Here is a 13,944-nt window from a genome sequence, read left to right on the forward strand (position 1 = left end):
AAGGCAATAAATGGCAACAAAAACTGCAGACTACATTTGGTTCAACGGTGAAATGGTACCGTGGGCAAATGCTAATGTTCATGTACTCACACACGCTATGCACTACGGCACTTCGGTATTTGAAGGCGTACGCTGTTACAACACCCCTAAAGGCCCAATCGTCTTCCGCCATAAAGAGCACGCTCAACGCCTAAAAGATTCGGCAAAAATTTATCGCTTCCCGATTCCTTACACTCTTGATGAAATTATGGAAGCCACGCGTGAAACATTGCGTGTCAATAAATTGGAATCAGCCTACATTCGCCCACTCGGCTTTGTCGGTAACGTCGGCCTTGGCGTTTGTCCACCTGTAGATACAGAAATGGACCTCATCATTGCAGCCTTCCCTTGGGGCGCATACTTAGGTGATGAAGCGTTAGAAAATGGCGTAGATGCAATGGTGTCGAGCTGGCACCGTGCCGCGCCAAATACCATACCAACCGCAGCAAAAGCCGGGGGTAACTATTTATCTTCACTACTAGTTGGTGGTGAAGCTCGTCGCCACGGTTATGCTGAAGGTATCGCTTTAAGTGTTGATGGCTATCTTTCTGAAGGTGCAGGCGAGAACATTTTCGTCATCAAAAATGGCGTAATTCTAACTCCGCCAACCACTAGCTCTATCCTACCGGGGATTACTCGTGATTCTATCATGACACTGGCTAAAGATATGGGCTACGAAGTGCGCGAAGCCAACATTGCGCGCGAAGCTCTCTACCTTGCTGACGAAATTTTCATGACCGGAACGGCTGCAGAAATTGTCCCAGTGCGCAGCGTTGACCAAATTACGGTTGGAGAAGGCAAACGTGGCCCTATCACAAAAGTGATGCAAGAAGCTTACTTTGGCCTATTTAACGGCACCACAGAAGATAAGTGGGGCTGGTTGGATTACGTGTACCCACAACAGAAGTAATAGAGGACGATTGACAATGCCAAAGTATAGATCCGCCACCACTACACACGGACGTAATATGGCTGGAGCACGCGCATTGTGGCGCGCTACAGGCGTAAAAGATGAAGATTTCGGTAAACCGATTATTGCGGTGGTTAACTCGTTCACTCAATTCGTACCGGGCCACGTTCATCTTAAAGATATGGGTCAATTGGTCGCAGGTGAAATCGAAAAAGCAGGCGGCATCGCCAAAGAATTTAATACCATCGCAGTAGATGATGGTATCGCTATGGGTCATGGTGGCATGTTGTATTCACTGCCATCACGTGAATTGATTGCAGACTCTGTCGAATACATGGTCAATGCGCACTGTGCTGATGCGATGGTCTGTATCTCAAACTGTGACAAAATCACCCCGGGAATGATGATGGCAGCACTGCGCCTCAATATTCCTGTTATCTTTGTTTCTGGTGGCCCAATGGAAGCGGGTAAAACCAAGCTTTCAGATCAAATCATCAAACTCGATTTAGTCGATGCAATGATCCAAGGCGCTGACCCTAAAGTTTCGGATGAACAGAGCGAACAAATTGAACGCTCTGCCTGCCCAACTTGTGGCTCATGTTCAGGGATGTTTACCGCTAACTCGATGAACTGCTTAACTGAAGCGCTTGGCCTTTCTCAACCGGGTAATGGCTCCATGCTGGCAACACACGCTGATCGCGAAGCGCTATTCCTCAATGCAGGCAAACGCATTGTTGAATTAACCAAGCGTTACTATGAGCAAGATGATGCATCTGCTTTGCCGCGTAATATTGCCAATAAAGCCGCCTTTGAAAATGCAATGGCGCTCGATATTGCCATGGGTGGTTCAACCAACACGGTATTGCACCTATTAGCAGGCGCTCAAGAAGGTGAAATCGATTTTGACATGGATGATATCGACCGCATGTCTCGCCGCGTTCCTCATCTGTGTAAGGTGGCACCATCGACCCAGAAATACCACATGGAAGATGTACACCGCGCGGGTGGCGTGATGGCGATTCTTGGTGAACTTGACCGCGCTGGTCTCATCAACAATCAAACTCGCACCGTGTTGGGTTTAACGATGAAAGAGCAGTTGGCTAAGTACGACATCATGCAAACGGAAGACGAAGACGTCTTAACCTTTTTCCGTGCCGGTCCTGCGGGTATTCGTACCACAAAAGCCTTCTCACAACAGTGCCGTTGGGATCGCCTAGATGATGATCGCAAAGAAGGTTGTATTCGCACCAAAGAGCATGCTTTTAGTCAAGATGGTGGTCTGGCAGTACTGTCAGGCAACATTGCCGTTGATGGCTGTATTGTAAAAACAGCTGGGGTTGATGAAGGTAGCCTGAAATTCCAAGGCCCAGCCGTGGTCTTTGAAAGCCAAGAAAGCGCTGTTGATGGCATCCTTGGTGGCAAAGTCAAAGCTGGTGATGTTGTCGTCATCCGCTATGAAGGTCCGAAAGGCGGTCCGGGCATGCAAGAAATGCTCTACCCAACGACCTACCTCAAATCAATGGGACTGGGCAAAGAGTGCGCACTATTGACTGACGGCCGTTTCTCTGGCGGCACTTCAGGGTTATCAATTGGTCACGTTTCTCCAGAAGCGGCTAACGGCGGCACGATCGGCTTGGTCAACTCTGGTGATATTATTGCCATCGATATTCCAAACCGCTCAATTACGCTCAACGTTTCTGAAGCTGAACTTGCTGAGCGCCGTGCGAAGCAAGATAAGCTTGGCTGGAAACCGGCCGATCGCCAGCGTGAAGTCTCTTTTGCACTGAAAGCTTACGCAAGTATGGCCACCAGCGCAGATAAAGGGGCTGTTCGAGATAAATCTAAGCTAGAGGGCTAGCTTATGAGTAACTCTGACCAAGGGACCCAAACTGGCGCAGATTATCTGCGCCAAATCCTGCGCGCGCCTGTGTATGAAGTAGCAACGGTTACGCCATTGCAAGATATGCCTCGCTTATCCGCGCGCATTAAAAACCGCGTCCAACTTAAGCGTGAAGATCGCCAACCAGTGCATTCGTTTAAGCTACGGGGTGCCTACAATATGGTATCAAGCTTAACGGAAGCGCAAAAACAGGCTGGCGTTATTGCAGCCTCGGCGGGCAACCACGCCCAAGGGATGGCGCTCTCGGGAACAAAATTAGGCATTAAAACCACGATTGTGATGCCAAAAACAACCCCCGATATCAAAGTTGAAGCGGTGCGAGGGTTCGGTGGACACGTTGTTTTGCATGGTAATAATTTTGATGAAGCCAAAACCGAAGCTGAACGTTTATCTCGCGAACAAGGCTATACCTTCGTACCACCGTTTGATCACCCATTGGTGATAGCAGGCCAAGGCACCATTGGCATGGAGATGCTGCAACAAAATGGCCACCTCGATTACATTTTTGTTCCCGTCGGTGGTGGTGGTTTAGCTGCAGGTGTGGCGGTACTCATCAAACAACTGATGCCCGAAATCAAAGTGATTGCCGTTGAACCAGAAGATTCAGCCTGTTTAAAAGCGGCATTAGATGCCGGTGAGCCAGTGGTGCTTGATCAAGTCAGCATGTTTGCCGACGGTGTCGCGGTAAAACGCATTGGCGATGAAACCTTCCGTTTATGCCAGCAATATATTGATGGCCACATTACTGTATCAAGCGATGAAATCTGCTCTGCGGTTAAAGATATCTTCGAAGATACTCGTGCCATTGCTGAACCTTCAGGTGCGCTTGCATTAGCAGGTCTGAAGAAGTTTGCTGAGAAAAATAAGTTGGTGGACAAACAACTTGGTACCGTGCTTTCGGGCGCAAACACCAATTTCCATGGTTTGCGTTATGTTTCTGAACGCTGTGAATTAGGTGAAAAACGTGAAGGTCTTCTGGCGGTTACTATTCCAGAACATCAAGGGGCTTTCTTCGAGTTTTGCAACATCATTGGCGGCCGGGCGGTTACTGAGTTCAACTACCGTTATAACGATGACAAGCTAGCGAACATTTTCGTTGGTGTACGCCTAATGGGCGGGCAAGAAGAGCTCGACAGCATCATTCACGATTTGCGTAATGGTGGCTACCCTGTGGTTGACCTCTCTGACGATGAAATGGCAAAACTGCATGTGCGTTATATGATTGGTGGCAAACCGTCGAAGCCACTCAAAGAACGCTTGTACAGTTTTGAGTTCCCTGAATATCCTGGCGCATTACTTAAGTTTTTAAGTACGTTAGGAACACATTGGAACATTAGCTTATTCAATTATCGTAATCATGGTGCTGACTATGGACGAGTATTGTGTGGTTTTGAGCTCGATGAAGATGATTTAACTCGCTTCTCTGCCCACTTACGCGAGCTTGGTTATCAATGTAAAGATGAAACCGATAATCCTTCCTATCAGTTCTTCTTATCTTAAACAGCAAAATGCCAGTCGATTGACTGGCATTTTTATATCACCCATGCGTAATACGCATAGATCTAATGCTAAAGTTTCATTTTATTCATAGTGAATTCAGTACTACACTTGTCTGCATATTTTCTTTGCTGCGCAAATCTGGAGATCAGAATGTTTAATGCTTTAATCCTTAACCAACAAGACAAACGCACCCTAGCGGCTATCGAACAGATCGACGAATCACAGCTGCCTGAAGGCGATGTATTGATTGCTGTCGATTATTCATCACTAAATTATAAAGATGGTTTAGCGATTACAGGCAAAGGTAAAATCATTCGTAATTTCCCGATGGTGCCAGGTATTGACCTTGCAGGTAAGGTAATTGAATCTCAAGATGAACGCTACCAAGCGGGTGACGAAGTTGTCCTTACCGGCTGGGGTGTTGGTGAAAATCACTGGGGTGGCATGGCACAAAAAGCCCGTTTGAAAGCCGACTGGTTAGTTCCACTAGCGCAAGGCCTTGATAGCAAAAAAGCGATGATGATCGGTACCGCTGGTTTTACCGCCATGCTTTGTGTACAAGCTATTTTAGATGCGGGTATTAAACCAGAAAATGGTGAAATTCTAGTGACAGGTGCAAGTGGTGGCGTTGGTTCAGTAGCTGTAACACTATTAGCCAACCTAGGCTATAACGTTGCTGCGGTAACCGGTCGTGTTGAACAAAATGGCCCACTACTAGAAAAACTAGGAGCAAGCCGCATCATTGATCGTGTTGAATTTGAAGAGCCAGCTCGCCCACTGGAAAAACAAATTTGGGCAGGTGCTGTTGATACCGTTGGTAGCAAAGTATTAGCAAAAGTATTGGCGCAAATGGATTACAACAGCACAGTTGCAGCGTGTGGCTTAGCTGGCGGTTTTGACCTACCAACTACGGTCATGCCATTCATCTTACGCAACGTTCGCCTACAAGGTGTTGATTCGGTTTCGTGCCCATTAGAAAAACGTATTGCCGCTTGGGAAAGCTTAGCCAAACTACTACCAGCTAGCTACTTTGAACAAGCGTGTAATGAAATCGCACTTGCCGATGCACCACAATACGCCGAAGCCATTACCAATGGTCAAGTAACGGGTCGTGTTGTTATCAAGCTTTAATCAGTGATTAACCCATTGATATAGTCATGAGGCTTTGGTGATTTCCAAAGCCTTAAATTTATCTATATATCTAATTTCATCTCTTCGACACGTTTTGCGATCAAACGGCTGCATTCCTGTTTCACTATCCGCCTTAACCACTCTTGTGCTGGAGAATGCTCGCATCGTGAATGCCAAATCATCGAATATTCAAAAGAAGTAAACTGGAAAGGTAAAGGTTTTACCACCAAGTCATAACGTTCTGCGACCAAGTATGCGAGATCCGCTGGGACAGTGATAATCAGTGGCATGGTATCGACAATCGCTAATGCGGCTTCTAAATGATAAGCCCGCAGTACCATCTTGCGCCTAGGTTGGCCAAGTAACGCTTGTTCAATTAACGCTTTAACCCCATCACTAATGGCAATCATCGCATGTGGATAGGCTAAGTAATCATTCAACGTCATCTGCTGATTGGCTAATGGATGCTGGCGAGAAAACAGACAGAGCACACCAACACGGCCAAGCACCTCACTTCTCAAAGGCGCAACCGGAGAGGTGGGTCGACAAATGGCTAAATCTGCACCTTCATAAGTCAGTTGATCAGCCAACCTATCGTGCTGCAAAGGCAAAAATTCGAATGAGACATTGGGTGCTTCTTGATAAATCCTTGGTAAGGCAAACGGCAAAATGGTCTGCATTGCATAATCGGTCGTCGCAATGCTAAATGTCTGATCACACAGCCTAGGATCAAACTCAACAGGGGAAAGGAGCTGACGGAGTGATTCTAAAGGCTCACCTAAAGCGCGATCAATTTCGAGCGCTTTTTCTGTTGGAATCAGATGCTGGCCTTGACGAGTAAATAGCGGATCATTTAACAACTCACGCAATCGACCAAGTACTCGACTCATGGCTGATTGACTGAGGTTTAAACGATTCGCTGCTTTGCTGACACTGCTCTCTTCTATCAGCACACGCAGCGCGACAAATAAATTGAGATCTCGACGATAAATATCTTCCAATTCCACACAAATACTCAGCTTTCTATCTATGAATGGGTTAATTGTACGCCTTGGATAAAAAAAATCCCGCCTTTCAGCGGGGAAGCCCAAGAAAATGGGGATAGTGTCGGAATGTATTTTGTGTAGTGCAAGTGCGATAGGTTAATGTTTCTGCTCTTCAGATACACCTTTCCAGAGGTGCATTTCAAGCCAAATTCCTACAATAGAAGCGCCAACACCCGCAAGTGGTATTAGTGACGTCTCTGCTGGTGTACGCATAACCAAGGCACAGAACGAAATAAAGCAAAGAACAGAATAGATGGTCAGCCTGTCTAGTGCTGTTAACATGTTCGTACCTCGCGTTAATTGTTACCAACTTGTTAACTAAATTAAAACAAAAAGATCACTTTGCCAAGTGGTTATTGAATATTTTTTCTTCACCAGTATTATCTACGCCTTATTCTTACATCCATTAGGTTTAATCATGACATTTGATCCAGCACTAGCCACACGTATACTCGAAGCAGAGGGATTACGTTGCCCAGAACCGGTAATGATGGTCAGGAAGACAATTCGAACCATGGATGATGGCGAAATATTATTAGTGAAAGCAGATGATCCTTCGACAACTCGAGATATTCCGAGTTTTTGTCGCTTTATGGATCACCAACTGATTGCGGAAAAAACCGATCAACTACCGTATCAATATTTGATTAAGAAAGGCTTAAACTGAGGCGTGTTGAGCTTACGCGGTTAAATTCGAGATAAAAAGGCTGCCCCATATGGGGACAGCCTTTTTTGTATTCAGTAAACGTGAAATCATTCTCTGTATTCGATTTCACGGAGCTCAGACTGCAGCTTATTTATCTGCTTCTGCATGGCCCGTAATTCCTCGTGCATTGGCATTAGATGAGCAACTCGGATCCATGACTCAACCGTTAAGCCAGCTAAAATAATGGCTCCTGCTACCATGGGCAACCACATCTCGGTTAAGGCCATTCCTAACAGCGTTAATGCAAAGCCGAATGTAAACAAGTAACTTTGGCTCTTGGCACTCATTCCCATATAACGTGTCAGCATAAGTTTTCCCTCTTATTAGGATCGTCATGCATTACACTAGCATGACAATCATGACACGACTATGTCAGCCATCACGCAATGATAGGACATGAGTAACAAAGTGTGATTGAGCCAAAATTATCTTGGTTTTACTGATAATAAAGTGCGGTCGCCATAGGACCTTTACCAAATAGCAGCGCCCACAGCTAACGCAACAAATAACACTGCCGTCACTTTACGAATAAGTGCGAGTGGCATTTTATCAGCGGAAAGTTTACCGATAATAACAACCGGCACGTTCGCCAATAACATACCAATAGTGGTGCCTAAAACGACTAATGTCAGTGCATCAGCGTATTGCGCGCCCAAAATTGACGTTGCGATCTGCGTTTTATCACCAATTTCTGCGACGAAAAAAGCAATAAAACTGGCGATAAACGGCCCCCGATTAGAAATCGATTCATCTTCATCCAGCTTATCGGGAATCAACACCCATGCAGCCATGGCGAGAAAACTCACCACCACGACCCACTTCAGAACTTGTGGAGAAAGGTAATCAGCCACTACCACACCCAACCAAGCCGCTAAAGCATGGTTAGCAATCGTGGCAAGGAAAATGGCAGCGATAATAGGAATGGGTTTACGGTAACGACTGGCTAACAGCAAGGAAAGCAGTTGGGTTTTATCGCCAATTTCAGCTAAGGCGACAGTAGTAATTGAAATAGCTAATACGCTCATGACATGCTCAACGGGGCGGGATAATTATAATAACCATAGACAAACGCCACACCCCACCCCGGTTAGTGATGTTTGTCTAAGGTCTTGCTAAGCTAAAATGACTTTAGCCTCGAACGCCATGGTGATTTGGCACCAATTATGTTGACGGACGAACCATTAAGATAAGAAATCTCGCCGGTAAGCTACTCCCCAAAGACGGCGCAATTCTAAGCAGCTAGTCACCAAATCTCAAGTCATAAACTGGTTAAAACATCTCTTTTAAGAAAATTTGGCACAATTAGGTCCATAAATTCCACTAAAAGAGATTTTCGACTATTAATTAAGCAAGATTACCCCTACTCGCTGAGCGAATATCTGGGTATACTTGTTCGTTATTTTCATCCATTCAGATAGAAGAATCGCGCGAACCTGACTATGCAAAAATACGATATCAAAACCTTTCAGGGTATGATCCTCGCGCTGCAGGATTATTGGGCCCAACAAGGCTGTACCATTGTTCAACCATTAGACATGGAAGTAGGTGCAGGGACTTCTCACCCAATGACATGTCTACGAGCTTTAGGTCCAGAGCCAATTGCTACAGCGTATGTTCAACCTTCTCGTCGTCCGACCGACGGCCGCTATGGTGAGAACCCAAACCGCCTGCAACACTATTACCAATTCCAAGTTATCATCAAGCCATCACCAGACAACATTCAAGAGTTGTATCTTGGTTCTTTAGAAGTGCTTGGCGTTGACCCACAAGTACACGATATTCGTTTCGTGGAAGATAACTGGGAAAACCCAACTCTAGGGGCATGGGGTCTTGGCTGGGAAGTGTGGCTAAACGGTATGGAAGTGACTCAGTTTACTTACTTCCAACAAGTTGGTGGCCTTGAGTGCAAACCTGTAACTGGTGAAATCACTTACGGTATCGAGCGTCTAGCAATGTACATTCAGGGTGTCGATTCAGTCTATGATTTAGTCTGGACAGATGGCCCATTAGGTAAAGTGACCTATGGTGACATTTACCACCAAAATGAAGTCGAGCAGTCGACTTACAACTTCGAGCATGCTGATGTTGATTTCCTTTTCACCTTCTTCGATCAATGCGAAAAAGAGTGTAAACATCTGCTTGAGCTAGAAAAGCCACTGCCTCTTCCTGCCTACGAACGCATTTTGAAAGCAGGTCACGCCTTCAACCTACTGGATGCGCGTAAAGCGATTTCGGTGACGGAACGTCAACGTTACATCCTACGAATCCGTAACCTAACTAAAGCGGTTGCAGAAGCGTACTACGCATCTCGTGAAGCACTAGGCTTCCCAATGTGTAAAAAGGGTGAGGACAAATAAGATGGCAAAAGAATTTCTAATTGAATTAGGTACTGAAGAGCTACCACCGAAACAACTTCGCACCTTGGCAGAAGCGTTTGCTGCCAATTTTGAAGCGGAATTGAAAACGGCGGATCTGGCTCATGAAGGTATTAAATGGTTTGCAACCCCTCGTCGTTTAGCACTGAAAGTAACCAACCTAGCACAAGGTCAAGCCGATAAAGTCGTTGAAAAACGTGGCCCTGCTATTTCAGTGGCTTTTGATGCCGATGGCAATCCAACCAAAGCAGCACAAGGCTGGGCTCGTGGTAACGGTATTACTGTTGAACAAGCAGAGCGCCTAAAAACCGAACAGGGCGAATGGCTGCTGTTCAGACAAGAAGTGAAAGGCCAACAAGCTAAAGCGATTGTGGTTGAATTAGCCGCAAAGGCACTGGCTAACCTGCCTATCGCAAAACCGATGCGTTGGGGTGATAAAGAAACACAATTTATCCGCCCAGTAAAAACACTGACTATTTTGATGGGTGATGAACTGATCGAAGGTGAGATCTTAGGCGTAGCCTCTGCGCGCACCATTCGTGGTCACCGTTTTATGGGTGAAGCAGAATTCACCATCGACGATGCATCACAATACCCTGCGATTTTAGAAGAACGCGGTAAAGTGATCGCTGATTACGATGCACGTAAAGCAACCATTATTGCTGGCGCTCAACAAGCAGCACAGCTAGTGGGTGGCGCTGCGGATCTCGAAGATGATCTGGTTGAAGAAGTCACGTCATTGGTTGAATGGCCAGTGGTTCTAACCGCTAAATTTGAAGAAAAATTCCTCAAAGTACCGTCAGAAGCTTTGGTTTACACCATGAAAGGTGACCAAAAATACTTCCCAGTGTATGACGAAAATAAAAATCTACTGCCTAACTTTATCTTCGTTTCTAACATCGAGTCGAAAGAGCCTCGTCATGTTATCGAAGGTAACGAGAAAGTGGTTCGCCCACGCTTAGCGGATGCTGAGTTTTTCTTCAACACGGACCTAAAGAGCAAACTGGCCGATCGTCTGCCTCAGCTTGAGACGGCTATTTTCCAAAAGCAATTAGGCACGATTAAAGACAAAACAGACCGTATCACTGAGCTTGCAGGCTACATTGCAGAGCAAATCGGCGCAGACGTTGAAAAATCAAAGCGTGCGGGCTTACTCGCTAAATGCGATTTGATGACGTCAATGGTATTTGAATTCACCGATACTCAAGGTGTGATGGGCATGCACTATGCGCGTCACGATGGTGAAGCAGAAGAAGTCGCCATTGCCTTGAACGAACAATACATGCCTCGTTTTGCTGGCGATGATCTGCCAACTAATGGCGTGTCCTCTGCGGTTGCCATGGCAGATAAACTGGACACCATCGTAGGTATCTTCGGTATTGGCCAAGCACCAAAAGGCAGCGACCCATTTGCTCTACGTCGTGCTTCTTTAGGTGTGCTACGTATTATCGTTGAATACGGCTATAACTTGGATTTAGTTGACCTAGTTGCTAAAGCTAAGTCTCTATTCGGTGAGCGTCTAACTAACGACAGTGTTGAGCAAGATGTGATTGAGTTTATGCTCGGCCGCTTCCGTGCATGGTATCAAGATGAAGGTTTCAGTGTAGACATTATCCAAGCCGTACTGGCTCGTCATCCGACTAAACCAGCCGATTTCGACAAGCGTGTTAAAGCGGTTTCTCACTTCCGTGAACTGGAAGCAGCAGAAGCACTGGCAGCGGCAAATAAACGCGTTGGTAACATTTTGGCTAAATTCGATGGTCAATTAGCCACTGAAATCAACCTAACCCTGCTTCAAGAAGATGCAGAAAAAGCGTTAGCGGAAGAAGTGGAAGTGATGACTGAAGCGCTTGAACCCGCCTTTGCCACTGGTGATTACCAGCAAGCATTGAGCAAACTCGCAGCACTACGCGAGCCAGTTGATGCCTTCTTCGATAACGTAATGGTGATGGCAGATGACGAAGCATTGAAGCAAAACCGCTTAACGCTTCTTAACAACTTGCGTAACCTATTCCTGCAAATTGCTGACATCTCACTGCTGCAGAAGTAATGAATTAAGTCAACGACCACAGGTTAAACTATTGAAGCCCAACTCCATCGAGTTGGGCTTTTTTTTCGCTGCTATTCCTATTTTCACTCTGCACACAAATAGTGCTTTGCCTCACAAAAACATTGCGGTATGTTCAAAGACTATCCGATTGGCATGGGACGGTTCCATGCTCCGTTACGTAAGCAAATACAATAATGAATTAGGCAATAAGCAATGCAGTTTTCGAAATTTGGTGAAAAATTTAATCAGTATTCTGGTATTACCCAACTAATGGATGATCTTAATGACGGCCTACGCACCCCAGGAGCAATCATGCTCGGTGGTGGTAACCCAGCCGCCATTCCCGCCATGCTCGATTACTTTCACCAAGCCAGTGCCGATATGCTCAGCAGTGGCGAATTGCTCGCTGCATTAGCCAACTACGATGGCCCGCAAGGTAAAGACCTGTTCATTAAATCACTCGCCAAGTTGTTACAAGAGACTTATGGCTGGGATATCAGCGAAAAAAACATTAGCCTAACCAATGGCAGTCAAAGTGGCTTCTTCTACTTATTTAACTTATTTGCTGGCCAACAGCCTGACGGATCACACAAGAAAATTTTGCTCCCCCTAGCACCGGAATACATCGGTTATGGTGATGCAGGCATTGATGAAGATATTTTTGTCTCTTACCGCCCTGAAATTGAAATGCTCGATAATGGTCTCTTTAAATACCATGTCGATTTTGAAAAGCTGACAGTCGATGATTCCGTCGCGGCTATTTGCGCCTCTCGCCCGACCAATCCAACCGGTAATGTGTTAACGGAAGAAGAGATCCATAAACTGGATAAACTTGCGCGCGCTAACAATATCCCTCTGATCATCGACAACGCTTACGGTGTTCCCTTTCCCAATATTATTTTTGAAGAGATTGAACCCTTTTGGAATGACAACACCATTCTGTGTATGAGTTTATCGAAATTAGGGTTACCTGGTGTACGCTGCGGTATTGTGATTGCCAGTGAGACTATCACCCAAGCATTAACCAATATGAATGGCATTATTAGCCTAGCGCCAGGCAGTATCGGCCCTGCTATCGCCAACCATATGATTGAAAATGGTGATCTATTAAGGCTTAGCAGCGAGGTTATTAAGCCCTTCTACAAACAGAAATCGCAACGAGCCGTAGAGTTACTGCAACAAGCGATTAGCGACCCACGTTTTCGCATTCACAAACCAGAAGGCGCTATCTTTTTATGGCTTTGGTTTGATGAGTTGCCCATTACCACGATGGAACTTTACCAACGTTTAAAAGCGCGCGGGGTATTGATTGTACCGGGAGAGTATTTCTTTATCGGTCAACAAGATGATTGGCAACACGCGCATCAATGCTTGCGTATGAACTACGTGCAAGACGATGCCGCGATGCAAAAAGGCATTCAAATTATCGCACAAGAGATTGCACTGGCTTATCAGCAATCATAGTGATTGAGCAGAAATAGATGTAGCCACCATTAAAAAGAGCGCCAATTGGCGCTCTTTCACTACTTTATGCTTAATGGGTCACTTAGTTATTCTCAAGTAAGCTTTTACCATTAATCGCTATTTTACGTGGCTGCATTGCTTCAGGTGTTTCACGTTCCAAATCAACGTGCAGTAAACCATTTTCCATCGTTGCACCGATCACTTTAACGTAATCCGCTAATTGGAATTTACGCTCAAAATCGCGTTCAGCAATACCTTGATAGACGTAATTTTTATTCTCTTCAGCTTTACGCTCACCACGAACAATCAACATATTTTCTTGCTGAGTAATATCGATATGCTCTTCAGCAAAACCAGCAACCGCCATGGTGATACGATACTTATTTTCACCTTGTTGTTCGATATTGTACGGAGGGTAACCCGCTGAAGTGTTTTTCGCTGAGTTGGCTTCCATCATATTTAATAGACGGTCAAAACCAATTGCGTTGCGGTATAAAGGAGTGAAATCTACAGTTCTCATATTACTATCCTCATCATAAGCAATAGTCCTAGCTGCGAGTTTCCAACAAAGCAAAGCTCTGCGGCAGCTAAGGGATTCTCAGCCATTCCACTGGCGATATTGCGCAGGGACATGGTTTAGAATCTAGGTTCAAATTAGTGTGCTAAACAATACATCCTCTTATGAGCGATGTTGTTCTAGCGATTCCAGAGGTCTGTTTCTTCTCTATTGAGCAAGACAGCAACCCTCTTCACAACTAGATATATGGATTGAATAAAATAGTTTCAAGAGAAAATTTTAAAAATTTTTTCAAACTCATATTTT

General features: G+C 45.4%; 13 protein-coding genes. 8 read left to right on the forward strand and 5 right to left on the reverse strand.

Features of this window, described 5'->3' with window-relative positions:
- The first annotated feature begins 10 nt into the window (after positions 1–10).
- The 4 genes from ilvE (at position 11) to acuI (ending at position 5,480) form a co-directional block, all read left to right on the forward strand.
- Positions 11–949: a branched-chain-amino-acid transaminase gene (gene ilvE, locus MCT08_RS01275; protein WP_053308888.1), complete on the forward strand. Its 939-nt coding sequence runs from the start codon at positions 11–13 to the stop codon at positions 947–949.
- A 16-nt stretch (positions 950–965) separates the two neighbouring features.
- Entirely contained in the window at positions 966–2,807 is a 1,842-nt protein-coding gene (gene ilvD / locus MCT08_RS01280; RefSeq protein WP_172532908.1) for a dihydroxy-acid dehydratase, read from the forward strand.
- Positions 2,808–2,810: 3 nt separating this feature from the next.
- The gene (gene ilvA / locus MCT08_RS01285; RefSeq protein WP_053308886.1) at positions 2,811–4,349 is read left to right on the forward strand and encodes a threonine ammonia-lyase, biosynthetic; all 1,539 of its coding nucleotides are present in this window, start codon (positions 2,811–2,813) and stop codon (positions 4,347–4,349) included.
- Between the two features lie 150 nt (positions 4,350–4,499).
- The gene (acuI, locus tag MCT08_RS01290) at positions 4,500–5,480 is read left to right on the forward strand and encodes an acrylyl-CoA reductase (NADPH) (RefSeq protein WP_172532906.1); all 981 of its coding nucleotides are present in this window, start codon (positions 4,500–4,502) and stop codon (positions 5,478–5,480) included.
- Between the two features lie 62 nt (positions 5,481–5,542).
- On the opposite strand, the gene MCT08_RS01295 is transcribed toward acuI, so the two are convergent.
- Positions 5,543–6,487: a LysR family transcriptional regulator gene (locus MCT08_RS01295; protein WP_053308884.1), complete on the reverse strand. Its 945-nt coding sequence runs from the start codon at positions 6,485–6,487 to the stop codon at positions 5,543–5,545.
- 135 nt (positions 6,488–6,622) lie between these two features.
- Complete coding sequence (locus tag MCT08_RS01300) at positions 6,623–6,808, reverse strand: hypothetical protein (RefSeq protein WP_053308892.1); 186 nt, start codon at positions 6,806–6,808, stop codon at positions 6,623–6,625.
- Positions 6,809–6,944: 136 nt separating this feature from the next.
- Here MCT08_RS01300 and tusA point away from each other — a divergent pair, with 136 nt between their 5' ends.
- Positions 6,945–7,193 (forward strand): sulfurtransferase TusA, encoded by a 249-nt coding sequence (tusA, locus tag MCT08_RS01305; protein WP_053308891.1) that lies wholly within the window; start codon positions 6,945–6,947, stop codon positions 7,191–7,193.
- Positions 7,194–7,279: 86 nt separating this feature from the next.
- Here tusA and MCT08_RS01310 read toward each other — a convergent pair whose 3' ends face one another.
- Entirely contained in the window at positions 7,280–7,540 is a 261-nt protein-coding gene (locus MCT08_RS01310) for a hypothetical protein (RefSeq protein ID WP_053308883.1), read from the reverse strand.
- A 162-nt stretch (positions 7,541–7,702) separates the two neighbouring features.
- On the reverse strand, positions 7,703–8,257 hold the full coding sequence (locus tag MCT08_RS01315; RefSeq protein ID WP_053308882.1) for a TMEM165/GDT1 family protein: 555 nt from the start codon (positions 8,255–8,257) through the stop codon (positions 7,703–7,705).
- Positions 8,258–8,671: 414 nt separating this feature from the next.
- Between MCT08_RS01315 and glyQ the strand changes: the two genes are divergently transcribed.
- The 3 genes from glyQ to MCT08_RS01330 all read left to right on the forward strand — a co-directional run bounded on the left by glyQ (position 8,672) and on the right by MCT08_RS01330 (position 13,121).
- Complete coding sequence (gene glyQ, locus MCT08_RS01320) at positions 8,672–9,589, forward strand: glycine--tRNA ligase subunit alpha (protein WP_053308881.1); 918 nt, start codon at positions 8,672–8,674, stop codon at positions 9,587–9,589.
- A 1-nt stretch (position 9,590) separates the two neighbouring features.
- Positions 9,591–11,657 carry a glycine--tRNA ligase subunit beta gene (gene glyS, locus MCT08_RS01325; RefSeq protein WP_274677735.1) on the forward strand — a complete coding sequence of 689 codons (2,067 nt, stop codon included), beginning with the start codon at positions 9,591–9,593 and terminating at the stop codon, positions 11,655–11,657.
- Positions 11,658–11,870: 213 nt separating this feature from the next.
- Positions 11,871–13,121, forward strand: coding sequence for a valine--pyruvate transaminase (locus MCT08_RS01330; protein ID WP_053308879.1), 1,251 nt, complete (start codon positions 11,871–11,873; stop codon positions 13,119–13,121).
- Between the two features lie 82 nt (positions 13,122–13,203).
- Here the strand turns inward: MCT08_RS01330 and MCT08_RS01335 are convergent, their stop codons facing one another.
- Positions 13,204–13,641: an Hsp20 family protein gene (locus MCT08_RS01335; protein ID WP_053308878.1), complete on the reverse strand. Its 438-nt coding sequence runs from the start codon at positions 13,639–13,641 to the stop codon at positions 13,204–13,206.
- Positions 13,642–13,944: the final 303 nt, after the last annotated feature.

The sequence above is a fragment of the Vibrio aestuarianus genome, assembly GCF_028858425.1.
Lineage (GTDB): Bacteria > Pseudomonadota > Gammaproteobacteria > Enterobacterales > Vibrionaceae > Vibrio > Vibrio aestuarianus.

Excerpts from the sequence above, each read along its gene's own strand:
- tusA (WP_053308891.1), top strand. The coding sequence starts at position 6,945 with ATGACATTTGATCCAGCACTAGCCACACGTATACTCGAAGCAGAGGGA.
- acuI (WP_172532906.1), top strand. The coding sequence starts at position 4,500 with ATGTTTAATGCTTTAATCCTTAACCAACAAGACAAACGCACCCTAGCG.
- glyS (WP_274677735.1), top strand. The coding sequence starts at position 9,591 with ATGGCAAAAGAATTTCTAATTGAATTAGGTACTGAAGAGCTACCACCG.
- MCT08_RS01335 (WP_053308878.1), bottom strand. The coding sequence starts at position 13,641 with ATGAGAACTGTAGATTTCACTCCTTTATACCGCAACGCAATTGGTTTT.
- MCT08_RS01310 (WP_053308883.1), bottom strand. The coding sequence starts at position 7,540 with ATGCTGACACGTTATATGGGAATGAGTGCCAAGAGCCAAAGTTACTTG.
- ilvE (WP_053308888.1), top strand. The coding sequence starts at position 11 with ATGGCAACAAAAACTGCAGACTACATTTGGTTCAACGGTGAAATGGTA.
- glyQ (WP_053308881.1), top strand. The coding sequence starts at position 8,672 with ATGCAAAAATACGATATCAAAACCTTTCAGGGTATGATCCTCGCGCTG.
- MCT08_RS01330 (WP_053308879.1), top strand. The coding sequence starts at position 11,871 with ATGCAGTTTTCGAAATTTGGTGAAAAATTTAATCAGTATTCTGGTATT.
- MCT08_RS01315 (WP_053308882.1), bottom strand. The coding sequence starts at position 8,257 with ATGAGCGTATTAGCTATTTCAATTACTACTGTCGCCTTAGCTGAAATT.
- MCT08_RS01300 (WP_053308892.1), bottom strand. The coding sequence starts at position 6,808 with ATGTTAACAGCACTAGACAGGCTGACCATCTATTCTGTTCTTTGCTTT.
- ilvA (WP_053308886.1), top strand. The coding sequence starts at position 2,811 with ATGAGTAACTCTGACCAAGGGACCCAAACTGGCGCAGATTATCTGCGC.
- ilvD (WP_172532908.1), top strand. The coding sequence starts at position 966 with ATGCCAAAGTATAGATCCGCCACCACTACACACGGACGTAATATGGCT.